The organism is Pseudomonas sp. 05L36 (genome assembly GCF_056398125.1).
Genome location: NZ_JBFTOU010000006.1, coordinates 196,167 through 212,293 on the forward strand (window position 1 = coordinate 196,167; position 16,127 = coordinate 212,293).

The window sequence follows — 16,127 nt, forward strand, 5'->3', positions numbered from 1 at the left end:
GTCGGCCGTTGGGCTTTTGTCCTTTAACTGATTGCAGAGGGTTCTTGATGAAAATGCTTCCCCTACGTGCGGCCATCGCGGCTGCGTTGCTCAGTGTCGCTGTCGGTGTCTCGGCCAAACCCCTGGTAGTTTGTACCGAAAACAGCCCCGAAGGCTTCGACATGGTCCAGTACACGACTGCAGTCACAGCCGATGCGGTGGCCGAAACCATCTTCAATCGCCTGGCAGACTTCAAGCCCGGTACCACCGAAGTGATTCCGGCGCTGGCCGAATCCTGGGATATCAGCGAAGACGGCCTGAGCTACACGTTCCATCTACGTAAAGGCGTCAAGTTCCACACCACCGAATACTTCAAGCCGACCCGCGACATGAATGCCGACGATGTGGTCTGGAGCTTCCAGCGCCAGCTGGACCCGAATCATCCGTGGCACAAACTGTCGAGCGTGGGCTTCCCGTACTTTGAAAGCATGGGCTTCAAGGAGCTGCTCAAGAGCGTCGAGAAAGTCGACGACAACACGGTCAAGTTCACCCTGACCCGTCCTGAAGCACCGTTCCTGGCCGACATCGCCATGGCGTTCTCCTCGATCTATTCCGCCGAGTATGCCGACCAGTTGCTCAAGGCGAACAAGAGCGGTGACCTGAACAACAAGCCGGTCGGCACCGGCCCGTTCGTCTTCCAGCGTTACAACAAGGACGCCCAGGTACGCTTCAAGGCCAATCCGGACTACTTCCGCGGCAAGCCTCCGGCTGATGCGCTGATCCTGGCCATCGCCACCGACAACAACGTGCGCCTGCAGAAGCTAAAGGCAAACGAGTGCCAGGTCGCGCTGTATCCAAAACCGGATGACATTCCGAGCATCAAGAAAGACGACAAGCTGAAAGTCGATGAGCTGAATGCGATGACCGTCGCGTACATCGCCATCAACACCACGCACAAGTACCTGAGCGATGTACGGGTGCGTAAAGCCATCGACATCGCCTTCGACAAGGAAGCGGCTGTCAACGCGCTGTTCGGCAAGGGCAATGCAACAGCCGCAGTCAACCCGTTCCCGGACACCCTGCTGGGCTACAACCACACACTGAAGAACCCGGCCCGTGACCTGGACAAGGCCCGCGCCCTGCTCAAGGAAGCCGGCGTACCGGAAGGCACCACCTTCACCCTGTTCACCCGCAACGGAGGCGGTGCAACCAACCCGAACCCGATGCTCGGTGCGCAGATGATGCAGGCCGACCTGGCCAAGGTCGGGATCAAGATCGACATTCGCGTGATGGAATGGGGCGAAATGCTCAAACGCGCGAAAAACGGCGAGCACGACATGGTTTCCGCCGGATGGGCGGGCGATAACGGCGACCCGGATAACTTCCTGACGCCTATGCTCAGTTGTGATGCGGCCAAGAACGGCGAAAACTACGCACGCTGGTGCAATGACAAGTTCCAGGCCCTGATCGATCAGGCCCGGGAAAAAACCGACCCGGCCGAGCGTGCAGCCCTGTACGAGCAGGCCCAGGTCATTTTTAACCAGGACCAGCCGTGGATCAGCTTGGCGCACACTAGAATGTTTACCGCAATGCGCAACAACGTAGAGGGCTATCACATTAGCCCCCTCACCACGAATAACTTCGCCACCACCCAGGTGAAGTAATAAGAAAACTCCCGGCATGCCTGACCCAGGCATGCCGGGCACGCCTAACCGGCTGATGAGGTACAACACACGATGTTTAGTTTTATTGCCCGCCGACTGGGGTTACTGATCCCCACGTTCTTCGGTATCACCTTGCTGACTTTCGCGTTGATTCGCATGATCCCGGGCGACCCCGTGGAAGTCATGATGGGAGAACGTAGGGTCGATCCCGAAATGCACGCTCAGGCAATGGAACGCCTAGGTCTGAACAAACCCCTGTATGCCCAATACCTGGATTACATCGGCAAACTGGCCCACGGCGATCTCGGTGAATCCCTGCGTACCCGTGAAAGCGTCTGGACCGAATTCACCTCTCTGTTCCCCGCGACCCTGGAACTGTCCTCGGCCGCGCTGTTGTTCGCCGGTGTCCTGGGACTCTTGGCCGGAGTGATCGCGGCACTCAAGCGAGGATCCCTGTTCGACCATGGGGTGATGGGCATCTCCCTGGCGGGATATTCGATGCCGATCTTCTGGTGGGGCCTGATCCTGATCATGTTCTTCTCGGTGTCGCTGGGCTGGACCCCAGTGTCCGGGCGGATCGACCTGCTCTACGACATCGAGCCACGCACCGGCTTCATGCTGATCGATACGCTGCTGGCCGATGACGTCGACGCGTTCCTCGATGCCCTGCATCACCTGATCCTGCCGGCCATCGTGCTGGGTACCATCCCGCTGGCGGTGATCGCGCGGATGACCCGCTCCTCGATGCTCGAAGTGCTGCGTGAAGACTACATTCGTACCGCCAAGGCCAAAGGCCTGTCGCCGTCGCGCGTGGTGTTCGTGCACGGTCTGCGTAACGCGTTGATTCCGGTACTGACCGTGGTTGGCCTGCAAGTTGGTACCCTGCTGGCCGGTGCGGTCCTGACCGAAACCATCTTCTCGTGGCCCGGCATCGGCAAATGGCTGATCGAAGCCATTGGCGCCCGGGATTACCCCGTCGTGCAAAACGGCATCCTGTTAATCGCCTGCCTGGTGATTGTGGTCAACTTCGTAGTGGACATCCTCTACGGCTTTGCCAACCCACGCATCCGTCACCAGCGCTGAGATCATGACCATGACCATGACCACTCCAATTCCATCGGTAGCAGTCGATCAAAGCCTGCTGTACCCGTCTCCGTACAAAGAGTTCTGGCATGCATTCTCCAGGAACAAAGGTGCCGTCGCCGGCCTGATGTTCATGCTGCTGGTGATTTTCTGCGCGATCTTCGCCCCGTGGGTTGCCCCCCACGACCCGAGTGAGCAGTACCGCGATTTCCTGCTGACCCCGCCGGCCTGGCTGGAAGGTGGGCAACTGCAATTCCTGCTCGGTACCGACGAACTGGGCCGCGACCTGCTGTCGCGCCTGATCACTGGCTCGCGCCTGTCGTTGATGATCGGCTTGTCATCGGTGGTGATGTCGCTGATTCCTGGCATCCTGATGGGGCTGTTCGCCGGGTTCTTCCCGCGCGTGCTTGGCCCGACCATCATGCGCCTGATGGACATCATGCTGGCCCTGCCGTCCCTGCTGCTGGCCGTGGCGATCGTCGCCATCCTCGGCCCTGGCCTGATCAATACCGTGATCGCCATCGCCGTGGTGTCCCTGCCGTCCTACGTTCGTCTGACCCGCGCTGCGGTGATGGGCGAACTGAACCGCGACTACGTGACCGCCGCGCGCCTGGCCGGTGCCGGCCTGCCTCGTCTGATGTTCGTCACCGTGCTGCCCAACTGTATGGCGCCGCTGATCGTTCAGGCCACCCTGAGCTTCTCCTCGGCGATCCTCGATGCCGCCGCACTGGGCTTCCTCGGCCTTGGCGTACAACCGCCAACCCCTGAGTGGGGCACCATGCTGGCTTCGGCCCGCGACTACATCGAACGCGCCTGGTGGGTGGTGAGCCTGCCTGGTTTGACCATTTTGCTCAGCGTGCTGGCAATCAACTTGATGGGTGACGGCCTGCGCGACGCGCTGGACCCGAAACTCAAGAACGCCGCCTGAGGAGATTCCCATGTCACTGCTAGAAATCAAGAATCTCAACGTTCGCTTCGGCGACAAAAACGCCACGCCAGTGGTCGACGGCCTCGACCTGAATGTGGACAAGGGCGAAGTGCTGGCCATCGTTGGCGAATCGGGTTCCGGCAAGTCCGTGACCATGATGGCGCTGATGGGCTTGATCGAGCATCCGGGGATCGTCACTGCTGACGCCCTGAATTTCGACGGCAAGAACATGCTCAAACTCAACAATCGCCAACGTCGGCAGATCGTCGGTAAAGACCTGTCCATGGTCTTCCAGGATCCGATGACCGCGCTGAACCCGAGCTACACCGTCGGCTTCCAGATCGAAGAAGTGCTGCGCCTGCACCTGAAAATGTCCGGCAAGGCCGCGCGCAAGCGCGCCATCGAACTGCTGGAGAAAGTTGAAATCCCGGGTGCCGCCAGCCGCATGGATGCCTACCCGCATCAACTGTCCGGTGGTATGAGCCAGCGTGTCGCGATTGCCATGGCGATTGCCGGCGAACCGAAACTGCTGATCGCCGACGAACCGACCACCGCACTGGACGTAACCATCCAGGCGCAGATCATGGACCTGCTGCTGGCGCTGCAGAAAGAGCAGAACATGGGCCTGGTGCTGATCACCCACGACCTCGCGGTCGTGGCCGAAACTGCCCAGCGCGTGTGCGTGATGTACGCAGGCCAGGCGGTCGAAGTCGGTCAAGTGCCGCAACTGTTCGACATCCCGGCGCACCCCTACAGCGAAGCGCTGCTCAAGGCGATTCCGGAACACAGCCTGGGTGCCGCGCGCCTGTCGACCCTGCCGGGCATCGTTCCCGGTCGCTACGACCGTCCGCAGGGTTGCCTGCTGTCGCCGCGCTGCCCGTACGTGAAAGACAACTGCCGTCAACAACGTCCGGCACTAGACCAGAAAAGCAACAGCCTCGCTCGCTGCTTCTACCCGCTGAACCAGGAGGTGGCGTAATGGCCGTCGTTCTTACCGCCCGCGACCTGACCCGTCACTACGAGGTGTCCCGAGGCCTGTTCAAGGGTCACGCCACTGTGCGCGCCCTCAACGGCGTGTCGTTCGAACTGGAAGCCGGCAAGACCCTCGCTGTCGTAGGCGAGTCGGGTTGCGGCAAGTCCACCCTGGCCCGGGCCTTGACCCTGATCGAAGAGCCGTCCTCCGGTTCCTTGAAAATTGCCGGACAGGAAGTCGCCGGTGCCGACAAGGCCCAGCGCAAACAACTGCGCAAAGACGTGCAGATGGTGTTCCAGAGCCCGTACGCATCGTTGAACCCACGGCAAAAAGTCGGTGATCAGCTTGCAGAGCCATTATTGATCAACACCAACCTCAGCGCTGCGGAACGTCGCGAGAAAGTCCAGGCGATGATGAAGCAGGTGGGCTTGCGTCCCGAGCACTACCAGCGTTATCCGCACATGTTCTCCGGTGGTCAACGCCAGCGGATCGCCCTGGCCCGGGCGATGATGCTGCAACCGAAAGTGCTGGTAGCGGACGAACCGACCTCGGCGCTGGACGTGTCGATTCAGGCGCAGGTGCTCAACCTGTTCATGGATTTGCAGCAGGAGTTCAACACCGCCTATGTGTTCATCTCCCACAACCTGGCGGTGGTACGCCACGTTGCCGACCACGTGATGGTGATGTACCTCGGTCGTCCGGTGGAAATGGGCTCGAAAGAGGACATTTACTCTCGTCCTCTGCACCCCTACACCCAGGCGCTGTTGTCGGCGACGCCAGCCATCCACCCGGATCCGAACAAGCCGAAAATCAAGATCGTCGGCGAATTGCCCAACCCGCTGAACCCGCCGTCCGGCTGCGCTTTCCACAAGCGCTGCCCGTACGCCACCGAGCGTTGCAGCACCGAAGAGCCGGCCCTGCGCCTGCTCGACGGCCGCCAAGTGGCTTGCCACTACGCCGAGCAATTCCTCGACGGCGCGGCATAAAAAACTGTAGGAGCGAGCTTGTTCGCTCCTACAGGGATTGAGTTGCTCAAATTCTTGATGCGTTGACCAAACCCCTTCCGCCTCGATTGCGCATCAGTCAGGCAGAAGGGGTTTTCTTTTACCTGCCATTCAGCGACTACGTCTGGCTGTCACCTTCTTCTTCATCGGAGTCCGGCTCGTCGGTGGTCGAGTCATCGTCGTTGTCAGCACCACCCTGCCCCTGATCTCCCGGCTCCGATTCGGATTTGGCGAGCATCAACCCCGCGTACCCCGCCTGCCCGCTCGAGGCCTGCTCACCGTGATTGGTGCACTCGGCCCACGCCATCGACGTTCCGAGCGAAAGCATCACCAACACCTTCAACAGCAGTAAAACGCGAAACAACCTGTTCATAGCCGATTCCTTCCTTTCGTAGAGTGCCTGTCTGGCGCTGAGTCAAATCTAGTTCCGATCAGTCGGGTTCTCCAGATTGGACGTTGTCGAACCCGCGGAAATGCCCTTGGCTTGGAGACTGGTTTGCTATAAAGGTTATGCCGAAAAGATCAAAGCGTGTTCCGCCGTCCAGAACGCTTGTGTACCCACAGAATTCCTCGCAGGATTCGCGGGATGTACGCAGGACAGGACTTCCCGCGATCGGCACGTTTAATCAAAGGACACAGCATGATCAGCAGCGCCTTCGCACCGATGCAATCACTCGCCACCACCCTGCTGCCCCACGCCCTGGAACCCTCGGAAGACGGCGCTCACGACCTTTCGCACCTGCAACGGGTCTGGCACAACGCCCACTTGATTCAGGCACAGGAAGGTGGCGATCTTGAGGTGCTGCTGGCGGCGGTGCTGCTGCATGATTGTGTAGCAGTGGAAAAGAACTCGCCGTTGCGCTCGCAGGCATCGCAATTGGCAGCGCGCAAAGCGTCAGGGGTATTGGCGAAGATGGATTGGCGCGAGACAAAAATCGCCGCCGTCGCCCACGCCATCGAAGCCCATAGCTTTTCCGCCAACATCCCGCCGACCTCGCTGGAAGCGAAAATCGTGCAGGACGCCGACCGCCTCGACTCCCTGGGTATGCTCGGCGTCGCCCGCACCTTTTACGTTGCCGGGCGCATGGGCAGCGCCCTCTACGACCCGCAGGACCCACAGGCCAATAACCGCGACTATGACGACACCCGCTTCTGCATCGACCATTTCCAGATCAAGCTGCTGCATTTGGCAGACGGTTTCCAGACTGCGACAGGGCAACGTCTGGCACAGGTTCGTCATGAGCGTTTGAAGGGGTTTCTGGAGCAGTTCAAGGAAGAGATCGGGGTTGGCTGATACGCCAGGAGCACTGAACCTGCAGCCACGGCCATCCCGGCGCAGTCCACAGTCTGCGCAGTTCCATCTGGCGTAATCGGGGCGAGCAGTGGCAGATGGTTTTCCACCAGGGGACATTGATTCCCAGTGAACAATGACGCAGGCATTCATGGCGAATCCGGATCCCTCGCGAGCAAGCTCGCTCCTACAGTGCCCGCGGCGAGTCAGAGAATGTTGTGAACGCCCCGGATTACTGTAGGAGCGAGCCTGCTCGCGATGGTCGTCAATGATGACGCGTGCTGCCTGAATAAACGCGGCGGGTCTGAGTTCTTCGCGAGCAAGCTCGCTCCTACAGGGGGTTGCGTCAGGTAACAAAAAACCCCGCAGCTTTCGCGTCGGGGTTTCTGGTGTTTCAACTCAGCGCTTAATGGTGCTCACGGGTCGCACGGAATTTAACATCCGGCCAGCGCTCTTCCATCAGGGCCAGGTTGACCCGCGTAGGTGCGAGGTAGGTCAGGTGACCGCCGCCGTCCAGTGCCAGGTTTTCCACAGCCTTGTTGGAGAATTCCTCAAGCTTTTTCTTGTCGCTGCATTCGATCCAGCGCGCGGAATAAACGGTGATCGGCTCGTAGGAGCATTCGACCTTGTATTCCTCTTTCAAGCGGCTGGCGACCACATCGAACTGCAGCACACCGACGGCGCCGAGGATGATGTCGTTGCTGCGTTCAGGGAAGAACACCTGGGTCGCGCCTTCTTCGGCCAGCTGCTGCAAGCCCTGGCGCAGTTGCTTGGATTTCAGCGGATCTTTCAGGCGCACGCGGCGGAACAGTTCCGGAGCGAAGTGCGGGATACCGGTGAAGCCCAGGACTTCGCCTTCGCTGAAGGTATCGCCGATCTGGATGGTGCCGTGGTTGTGCAGGCCGATGATGTCGCCGGCAAAGGCTTCTTCCAGTTGCTCACGCTCGGAGGAGAAGAAGGTCAGCGCGTCGCCGATGCGCACGTCCTTGCCGGTGCGCACATGGCGCATCTTCATGCCTTTTTCGTACTTGCCGGAGCAGATACGCATGAAGGCGATGCGGTCGCGGTGTTTCGGGTCCATGTTCGCCTGGATCTTGAAGATGAAGCCCGAGAACTTCTCTTCCACCGGCTCCACGGTGCGCTCGTTGGCCACGCGTGCCAGTGGGCGCGGCGCCCAATCAACCACGGCGTCGAGTACGTGGTCGACACCGAAGTTGCCCAGTGCCGTACCGAAGAACACCGGGGTCAGCTGACCGTCGAGGAACTCCTGCTGGTTGAATTCGTGGCAGGCGCCCTGCACCAGTTCCAGCTGTTCGATGAAACGCTCGTACTCGTCACCCAGATGGGCGCGGGCTTCATCGGAGTCGAGCTTCTCGATGATTTTCACATCGGTGCGCTCATGACCGTGACCAGCGGTGTACACGATGATGTAGTCATCGGCGAGGTGATACACGCCTTTGAAGTCACGGTAGCAACCAATCGGCCAGGTGATCGGCGCAGCCTTGATCTTGAGGACGGCTTCGATTTCGTCGAGCAGTTCGATCGGGTCGCGGATGTCACGGTCGAGTTTGTTGATGAAGCTGACAATCGGCGTGTCACGCAGACGGCAGACATCCATCAGGGCGATGGTCCGTGGCTCTACACCTTTACCGCCGTCGAGGACCATCAAGGCCGAGTCCACCGCCGTCAGGGTGCGGTAGGTATCTTCGGAGAAGTCTTCGTGGCCCGGGGTGTCGAGCAGGTTGATCATGTGCTCGCGATACGGGAACTGCATGACCGACGTGGTAATGGAAATACCCCGCTGCTTTTCCATTTCCATCCAGTCGGAGGTGGCATGGCGGTCGGATTTACGCGATTTCACCGTACCAGCTACCGCAATCGCCTTGCCCATCAGCAAGAGCTTCTCGGTGATGGTGGTCTTACCGGCATCGGGGTGGGAAATAATGGCGAAAGTGCGGCGTTTCGCGACTTCGGCGGCCTGTTTGGTCATGGGAAATCGCCTGGCAGGTGATTCAAAAAAGGGCGCAGATTATAGCCCAAGTTGATCGAAGAACCGAACCGTTGAGCACATTAGGGGTGGCCAAATGCAGCTTCAGATGGGAACCTTTTAAAGCACGGAGACGTCCACTCCCCCGTTACGACCACTCGTCGGGGGCCTGAAACACCTGCAATTCAGCCTGACGAGGCTGTGCTCATGGCTCAATAGCCGTGTGCCTACCCTCTGTAGGAGCGAGCTCGCTCGCGAAAAACGTCCAGACAACGCGTACATTCAGATACCCCGCGTTATCGTTGACGTCCATCGCGAGCAGGCTCGCTCCTACAGTGGAACGCGCTCGGCATGAGCTGCTTCTCGCGATCATTTTTCGGCAGCCAGGCATGGCGTTGCCACACGAAAATTTTTCGCCGACTGAAAAAAGGAGTCCGCCTGTGGCTATCCACTATGGCAAAGGGCTGATAGGAGGCGCGCTGGTAATCGCCCTTCTGGCCCTGCTGATCCACTGGATCGGCATCGACACGATCGAACACTACCGCGACGATTTGTTGTTTTACCTGCAAGCTCATCTGATTCTCGTCCTCGCTTCCATGCTGGCCGCCCTTGTCGTGGGCATTCCTGCCGGCATCCTCCTCAGCCGCCCGTCCATGGTCGGCCGTGCCGAACGCTTCATGCAGTTTTTCAACATCGGCAACACCGTTCCGCCCCTCGCCGTTCTGGCCATAGCCCTCGGTATCCTCGGCATCGGCAGCGGCCCGGCCATCTTCGCCCTGTTCCTCGCCTCGCTACTGCCCATCGTACGCAACACCTACGAAGGCCTGAAAAACGTTCAGGGTTCGCTCAAGGAAGCCGCCGTCGGCATCGGCATGACCCCGCTCCAGGTGCTGCGGAAAGTCGAATTGCCCAGCGCGGTGCCGATCATCATCGGTGGTGTGCGCGTGGCGTTGGCGATCAATGTCGGGACGGCGCCGCTGGCGTTCCTGATCGGCGCCAACAGTCTCGGCAGCCTGATCTTCCCCGGCATTGCCCTGAACAATCAGCCGCAATTGCTCCTCGGCGCGGCCTGCACCGCCCTGCTGGCCTTGTTGCTCGACGGTCTGGTGACACTCGCCAGCCGCCTCTGGCTCGAACGCGGCTTGCGCCCGTCTTAAGCCTCGGCAAAGGAATCGTCATGAAAACTTCAAGCTTTTTACTAGGCTGCGTTCTGCTGTTCGCAGGATTTACCCAAGCCGCTGACAAACCCTTGATCCGCATCGGCGCCCGGGTGTTCACCGAACAGACCCTTCTGGCGGAAATCACTTCGCAGTACCTGCGCACCAAGGGTTACGACGTGCAAGTGACCGGCGGCCTGGGCAGCAATCTGGCCCGCGGTGCCCACGAAAGCGGGCAGCTGGACATGCTCTGGGAATACACCGGCGTGTCGCTGGTGGCCTACAACCATGTGACGGAAAAACTCGACAGCGAACAGTCCTACGCCCGGGTGAAAGAACTCGACGGCAAAAAAGGGCTGGTCTGGCTGACCCCGTCGAAATTCAGCAACACCTATGCCTTGGCACTGCCGAAGAACGTTGCGGATAAATACCCGCAGGTCCACAGCATCAGCGATCTGAACAAGGTGCTGCGCGATGAAGCCAGGACCAACAATCTGGTGGCGCTGGACACCGAGTTCGCCAACCGTTCCGACGGTCTGGACGGCATGGTCAAGCTGTACGACATGAACCTGACCCGCAAGAACATCCGCCAGATGGACGCCGGCCTGGTCTACACCGCCCTGCGCAATGGCCAGGTGTTTGCCGGCCTGGTCTACACCACCGACGGCCGCCTGAACGCCTTCAAGCTCAAGCTGCTCGAAGACGACAAGCATTACTTCCCCGACTACACCGCCGCGCCCGTGGTGCGCCAGGCCTACCTCGATGCGCATCCGCAACTGGCCGAACAGCTCAAGCCGCTGGCTGAACTGTTCGACGACAACACCATGCGCGAGCTCAACGCGCGGGTCGATGTCGATCACCAAAGCCCTTCGTCCGTTGCCGCAGATTTCCTGCGCCAGCATCCAATCCAATAAGGAGGAAAAGCCATGGAATTTCTCAACGCCTTTTCCCACCTCGACTGGGCACAGGTACTGCACCTGACCGGGCAACACATCACCCTGGTCGGCATCGCCGTGCCCCTGGCGATCGTGGTCGGCGTGCCGCTGGGCGTGCTGATGACGCGTTTCCTGACGCTCGCCGGGCCGCTACAGGCCAGCGCCACGGTGCTGCTGACCGTGCCGTCGATTGCCCTGTTCGGCCTGCTGCTGCCGTTCTACTCCAAGTTCGGCCAGGGCCTGGGCCCGATGCCGGCCATCACCGCGGTGTTCCTGTATTCGCTGTTGCCGATCATGCGCAACACCTACCTGGCCCTGACCAGCGTCGAGCCGGGCATCCGCGAAGCCGCCCGCGGTATCGGCATGACCTTCGGCCAGCGCCTGCGCATGGTCGAACTGCCGATTGCCGTGCCGGTGATCCTCGCCGGTGTGCGCACCGCCGTGGTCATGAACATCGGCGTCATGACCATCGCCGCCACCATCGGCGCCGGCGGCCTCGGCGTACTCATCCTCGCTTCCATCAGCCGCAGCGACATGTCGATGCTGATCGTCGGCGCCGTGCTGGTCAGCCTCCTGGCCATCTTCGCCGACCTGCTTCTGCAATGGCTGCAACGCTCGCTGACTCCAAAAGGACTGCTCAAATGATCGAACTTCAAAACCTCAGCAAGACCTTCCAAAGCAACGGCAAAGACGTCAAAGCCGTGGACTCGGTGAGCCTGACCGTCAATGAAGGCGAAATCTGCGTATTCCTCGGGCCATCGGGTTGCGGCAAAAGCACCACGCTGAAGATGATCAACCGCCTGATCAAGCCGACCTCGGGCAAGATCCTGATCAATGGCGAAGACACCACCGGCCTCGACGCAGTGACCCTGCGCCGCAACATCGGTTATGTGATCCAGCAGATCGGCCTGTTCCCCAACATGACCATCGAAGAGAACATCGTGGTGGTGCCCAAGCTGCTCGGCTGGGACAAGCAGAAATGCCACGACCGCGCCCGCGAGTTGATGAGCATGATCAAGCTCGAACCCAAGCAATACCTGCATCGTTATCCACGAGAATTGTCCGGTGGCCAACAACAGCGGATCGGCGTAATTCGCGCACTGGCCGCCGATGCGCCACTGTTGCTTATGGACGAACCCTTCGGCGCGGTTGACCCGATCAACCGCGAGATGATCCAGAATGAGTTCTTCGAAATGCAGCGGGCGCTGAACAAGACCGTGATCATGGTCAGCCACGACATCGATGAGGCGATCAAGCTCGGCGACAAGATCGCGATCTTCCGTGCCGGCAAACTGTTGCAGATCGATCACCCGGATACTCTGCTCGCGCATCCGGCGGATGAGTTTGTCAGCAACTTCGTCGGTCAGGACAGCACACTCAAGCGCCTGCTGCTGGTAAAAGCCGAAGACGCGGCGGACAACGCGCCTTCCGTCAGCCCGCAAACCCCGGTGGCCGAAGCGCTGGAGTTGATGGACGAGCATGACCGACGCTACGTGGTGGTCACTTGTGCCGAGAATAAAGCCCTGGGTTACGTGCGCCGTCGCGACCTGCACCGTCAAGCCGGCGCTTGCGCGCAGTACCAACGCGAGTTCAACGCCACCGCAGCGTACGACGAGCACTTGCGCATCTTGCTGTCGCGCATGTACGAGTTCAATCGCGCGTGGTTGCCGGTGATGGATGCCGAACGGGTGTTTTTGGGGGAGGTGACGCAGGAGTCGATTGCGGCTTACCTGAGCTCTGGCCGATCGCGCGGGATGAAGACCAATATCGTGTCGCCTGCCGAGGCAGTGATCGCCTGATCACCCATATCGCCAGGTAAAAAACGCAAAACCTGTAGGAGTGAGCCTGCTCGCGATTGCGCAATATCAGTCAACGACGATGTTGGCAGTGAAAATGCCATCGCGAGCAGGCTCGCTCCTACAAGGTTTGTGCAATTTTTGGGTAATCGGCATACCGGAAAAAAATATCAACAGTCGCGACTGTAAAAGCCATCCGAAAATACGCGCTGAAATAGTCAAATCCCCTCTCAGCCTACCTTTTCGCAGCCAACGTCGGCGATGTTGACGCTATCGTAGTTACTAGCGACTTGGCGCACAAAAGCGTCGAACGTGCAGATATTCTTAACACTTCACAATTCCTTGGGAACATCCGACTGTCATCTGTGTCGGTTACAAAGAGTAATGCTCGCAACGCACGTCAGAAGAGTGCAAAAACGCGACATTTTTTGTTGATCTCAGGCCCCTCACGCCCTAAAGTTCGCGCCGAACGTCCATGCTGGAAACGATCCATCCGGCTCAAGTACTGACGACGAGACAGCAAGGCCAAGGGAAAGCTGCACTTCCCATGGCCTTTTTGCTTTCGGCGACATGCCTTGGGAAGTAGGCGAACCAAAGTGGGGATACGGAGGACGTTCATTTGCACCCATTGATTACTAATGTTTGCCACTAGGAGTCCCAGGTATGTCGATCCAGGTCGAAGACTATTTCGCGCGTGAAACCTTTCAGAAAATGAAGGCGTTCGCCGACAAACAGGAAACCCCGTTCGTGGTGATCGACACCGCGATGATCAGCCAGGCCTATGACGACCTGCGCGCCGGTTTCGAATTCGCCAAGGTCTACTACGCGGTCAAGGCCAACCCGGCCGTCGAGATCATCGACCTGCTCAAAGAGAAAGGCTCGAGCTTCGACATCGCCTCTATATACGAGCTGGACAAAGTGCTCGATCGCGGCGTCAGCGCCGACCACATCAGCTACGGCAACACCATCAAGAAATCCAAGGACATCCGCTACTTCTACGAGAAGGGCGTGCGTCTGTTCGCCACCGACTCCGAAGCCGACCTGCGCAACATCGCCAAGGCCGCACCGGGCTCGAAAGTCTACGTGCGTATCCTGACCGAAGGCTCGACCACCGCCGACTGGCCGTTGTCGCGCAAATTCGGCTGCCAGACCGACATGGCCATGGACCTGCTGATCCTCGCCCGTGACCTGGGCCTGGTGCCTTATGGCATCTCGTTCCACGTGGGTTCGCAGCAGCGCGACATCAGCGTCTGGGACGCGGCCATCGCCAAGGTCAAAGTGATCTTCGAACGCCTGAAGGAAGAAGACGGCATTCACCTGAAGCTGATCAACATGGGCGGCGGCTTCCCGGCCAACTACATCACCCGCACCAATAGCCTGGAAACCTACGCCGAGGAAATCATCCGCTTCCTCAAGGAAGACTTCGGTGACGACCTGCCGGAAATCATCCTGGAACCGGGCCGTTCGCTGATCGCCAACGCCGGCATCCTGGTCAGCGAAGTGGTGCTGGTCGCGCGTAAATCCCGTACTGCTGTCGAGCGTTGGGTGTACACGGATGTGGGCAAGTTCTCCGGCCTGATCGAAACCATGGACGAAGCCATCAAGTTCCCGATCTGGACCGAGAAGAAAGGCGAGATGGAAGAAGTGGTCATCGCCGGCCCGACCTGCGACAGCGCCGACATCATGTACGAAAACTACAAGTACGGCCTGCCGCTGAACCTGGCCATCGGTGATCGCCTGTACTGGCTGTCGACCGGTGCCTATACCACCAGTTACAGCGCCGTCGAGTTCAATGGTTTCCCGCCGCTGAAGTCGTTCTACGTTTAAATTTTGCCCGCTGTACAAAAAAGGCCTGTGAGTAATCACAGGCCTTTTTTATTTCTATCATCTCCTCTTGAAAGCGATTTCAAAGCGTCGTCACAACACATTAAGTTTCGATATCAGAAAGCTGCATTTTATCTAATAGAAACAGCAAATCGCAGAGCTTCACTCCCTACCCGACACACATTGAAATTCTTCCAGACTTAACTTTAACTACAACCACCATTACTTTTTCAGTGGCAACAACAAGGACCTCCATGACGGAAAAGCACAAAAGGGATTTTCATGTTAGCCATTCAAGAACAGACCATTACCGCCGAAGAGCTTAACTCACTGACATCGGATTTCATGGGAGCCGTTTCCGGCACCCTCAAAGGTGTCGAGCGTGAACAAGGACTATTAGTTACAAACGACGACATCAGAAAAATCAAGCGCTACGTCAATGCCGCACTGGCACTACCGATCGAAATCGAGGAAATAGAACAGATTCACAAGTACGACAGACTGAATATCGCAGGGCTTAAATCTGCCGATATGCAGATCCTGTTCACATCCATGAAAAATCATGCAGCAACCTGGTCACCACTGGAAACCAGCATGAAGAAAGTTGGTTCTGACCTTCATGTATTTGCCGACAAGTTCACTTCAAGTAGTCGATCAATCATCGACTACTTGGAGACACTACCTAGCTACATCAGTGGAATCGGAAAAATCGGTGACCTGAGCCCGGAGGAAATCGAAAACCTGCCAGAAATTAAATTAACCGGAGATGAGAAACAAAAAATTCCGGCTTTATTGGCATTGGTTGACGAACTCAAAATAGTTATTACCAAACACAGTGCAAGCACGCAGACCACCAAAGCTCAGATTACCGAATTCAAACGTGAAATCAGCAATTCGCTGAAGCCGGCGCTGGGTTTAAAAATAGCCCTTTGCAACAGCCATAACTTCAACGAAGAAATAAAACTGCTCAATGAAAGTCTCGACACCCTCAACCAGCGCATCAACGAAAAGTTGGCGGAAATCGAACAATACTCCCAGAGCAAATGGTGGGGGCTGCTCGGTGGCGCAGTTGGTTTCATCGTCACGTCCACCATTTATGGAAACAAGGCTCAGCAAGCTCGGAAAGAACTGGATCAGCTAACAACTCAGCGACGTGAAATCGAAGCAAAGATTGCAACCATCAGCGCAGCGTTTGCGTCGTTGCGGGCATTCGAAACCGACCTTCAGGACCTGCAAATCAGAGTCGAAGATGCGGCTGGCAGTTCATCGAACCTCGAAAGTCTGTGGGAGTTGATAGCGGGTTATGTAGACGCTTCCAGCGAAGGGCTCAATGGCGTTACCAATACCATGTACCTGGTGATTTTTGCCGCAAGGCTAAAAGGGATGATGGGTAACTGGTTAGAGATAAAAAAGCAGGCTGGCGATTTATTGACGGCCTTTAACAACGCCACCCGCAACGCCTGACACTCCGCAAATGCAAACCTACCCCCTACCATAAAACTTCCT

At 58.3% G+C, this 16,127-nt stretch carries 14 protein-coding genes; 12 read left to right on the top strand and 2 right to left on the bottom strand.

The window, feature by feature from the left end; genetic code table 11:
• The first annotated feature begins 47 nt into the window (after positions 1-47).
• The 5 genes from AC1DKH_RS09330 to AC1DKH_RS09350 all read left to right on the top strand — a co-directional run bounded on the left by AC1DKH_RS09330 (position 48) and on the right by AC1DKH_RS09350 (position 5,613).
• Positions 48-1,643: an ABC transporter substrate-binding protein gene (locus AC1DKH_RS09330; RefSeq protein WP_477798012.1), complete on the top strand. Its 1,596-nt coding sequence runs from the start codon at positions 48-50 to the stop codon at positions 1,641-1,643.
• Positions 1,644-1,715: 72 nt separating this feature from the next.
• The gene (locus AC1DKH_RS09335) at positions 1,716-2,726 is read left to right on the top strand and encodes an ABC transporter permease subunit (RefSeq protein WP_477753389.1); all 1,011 of its coding nucleotides are present in this window, start codon (positions 1,716-1,718) and stop codon (positions 2,724-2,726) included.
• 16 nt (positions 2,727-2,742) lie between these two features.
• Positions 2,743-3,654 (top strand): ABC transporter permease subunit, encoded by a 912-nt coding sequence (locus tag AC1DKH_RS09340; RefSeq protein ID WP_477798013.1) that lies wholly within the window; start codon positions 2,743-2,745, stop codon positions 3,652-3,654.
• A gap of 10 nt (positions 3,655-3,664) precedes the next feature.
• Positions 3,665-4,633: an ABC transporter ATP-binding protein gene (locus AC1DKH_RS09345; RefSeq protein WP_477798014.1), complete on the top strand. Its 969-nt coding sequence runs from the start codon at positions 3,665-3,667 to the stop codon at positions 4,631-4,633.
• Entirely contained in the window at positions 4,633-5,613 is a 981-nt protein-coding gene (locus tag AC1DKH_RS09350; protein WP_477753386.1) for a peptide ABC transporter ATP-binding protein, read from the top strand. Before AC1DKH_RS09345 ends, AC1DKH_RS09350 begins: the two co-directional genes overlap by 1 nt.
• 136 nt (positions 5,614-5,749) lie before the next feature.
• Here the strand turns inward: AC1DKH_RS09350 and AC1DKH_RS09355 are convergent, their stop codons facing one another.
• Positions 5,750-6,004, bottom strand: a complete 255-nt coding sequence (locus AC1DKH_RS09355; protein ID WP_223454129.1) for a hypothetical protein — start codon at positions 6,002-6,004, stop codon at positions 5,750-5,752.
• A 267-nt stretch (positions 6,005-6,271) separates the two neighbouring features.
• On the opposite strand from AC1DKH_RS09355, the gene AC1DKH_RS09360 reads away from it, so the two are divergent.
• On the top strand, positions 6,272-6,925 hold the full coding sequence (locus AC1DKH_RS09360) for an HD domain-containing protein (RefSeq protein WP_477798015.1): 654 nt from the start codon (positions 6,272-6,274) through the stop codon (positions 6,923-6,925).
• A 403-nt stretch (positions 6,926-7,328) separates the two neighbouring features.
• Here the strand turns inward: AC1DKH_RS09360 and AC1DKH_RS09365 are convergent, their stop codons facing one another.
• Entirely contained in the window at positions 7,329-8,912 is a 1,584-nt protein-coding gene (locus AC1DKH_RS09365; protein ID WP_095942377.1) for a peptide chain release factor 3, read from the bottom strand.
• A gap of 437 nt (positions 8,913-9,349) precedes the next feature.
• Here AC1DKH_RS09365 and AC1DKH_RS09370 point away from each other — a divergent pair, with 437 nt between their 5' ends.
• The 6 genes from AC1DKH_RS09370 to AC1DKH_RS09395 all read left to right on the top strand — a co-directional run bounded on the left by AC1DKH_RS09370 (position 9,350) and on the right by AC1DKH_RS09395 (position 16,085).
• Entirely contained in the window at positions 9,350-10,066 is a 717-nt protein-coding gene (locus AC1DKH_RS09370; RefSeq protein WP_477798016.1) for an ABC transporter permease, read from the top strand.
• Between the two features lie 20 nt (positions 10,067-10,086).
• A complete protein-coding gene (locus tag AC1DKH_RS09375; protein ID WP_477798017.1) occupies positions 10,087-10,980 on the top strand; it encodes a glycine betaine ABC transporter substrate-binding protein in 894 nt (297 codons plus the stop codon).
• Positions 10,981-10,992: 12 nt separating this feature from the next.
• Complete coding sequence (locus AC1DKH_RS09380) at positions 10,993-11,646, top strand: ABC transporter permease (RefSeq protein WP_477798018.1); 654 nt, start codon at positions 10,993-10,995, stop codon at positions 11,644-11,646.
• Positions 11,643-12,800 carry an osmoprotectant ABC transporter ATP-binding protein OsmV gene (locus AC1DKH_RS09385; RefSeq protein ID WP_477798019.1) on the top strand — a complete coding sequence of 386 codons (1,158 nt, stop codon included), beginning with the start codon at positions 11,643-11,645 and terminating at the stop codon, positions 12,798-12,800. The genes AC1DKH_RS09380 and AC1DKH_RS09385 overlap by 4 nt, the downstream gene beginning before the upstream one ends.
• A 660-nt stretch (positions 12,801-13,460) precedes the next feature.
• Positions 13,461-14,624 carry a type III PLP-dependent enzyme gene (locus AC1DKH_RS09390; protein ID WP_110657157.1) on the top strand — a complete coding sequence of 388 codons (1,164 nt, stop codon included), beginning with the start codon at positions 13,461-13,463 and terminating at the stop codon, positions 14,622-14,624.
• A 279-nt stretch (positions 14,625-14,903) separates the two neighbouring features.
• Positions 14,904-16,085, top strand: coding sequence for an alpha-xenorhabdolysin family binary toxin subunit A (locus AC1DKH_RS09395; RefSeq protein WP_477798020.1), 1,182 nt, complete (start codon positions 14,904-14,906; stop codon positions 16,083-16,085).
• Positions 16,086-16,127 lie beyond the last annotated feature (42 nt).